The following is a 548-nucleotide window of genomic DNA, read 5'->3' on the forward strand; positions in this document are numbered from 1 at the left end:
GATCAAACCTAATCACGCGACTCGAACCACGCAAGTGGGCATGCCTCTGGCCATTTCTGTCGATGACTATTCACAACTTGCTTTCGTTTTAACGCAAAGTGGTGAGATTCAATATTTGTCGATGGACGCACCTGACAAGCCCGCCATTTATACTCAACAGTTAGCGACGAATCCGGTATCTTTTTCTCAATCGGCTCCTGGCCTTGGTTGGTATGGATTAGTGGATGATCAAGGTCTAGCTCATATCTTCAAGCCAGAATTCAACGCGACGTTGAGAGAAAATACTCGCCCGCCAGAAGTGGTGGCGCTGTCGACGGATATGAATTTGACGCTCCCCGACACGCAAGATCCTGTGACTCAATTTGTCTTCAGTGCATCAACGCAAACTCCAACTATTGTTTGGCAGACTCGCAGCGGGAAAGTCAAAGCGCGTTGGCAAGAGAAGTCTGCGCTAGGCGTCGCTCCAACCACGATTGATTTCTCCTTTTCTGCGGGCTTTGACGCTCCCCAACAGATGCTCTTAACACCGGATGGTTAAACGCTTTATT

The 548-nt window shown here is 48.9% G+C and carries 1 pseudogene; it reads left to right on the top strand.

The features are described 5' to 3' along the window. A pseudogene (locus R7Q48_RS30205) lies at positions 1 to 538 on the top strand (phosphate ABC transporter permease); the annotation flags it as partial. Between the last annotated feature and the right edge of the window lie 10 nt (positions 539 to 548).

The organism is Vibrio sp. 378, assembly GCF_033339435.1.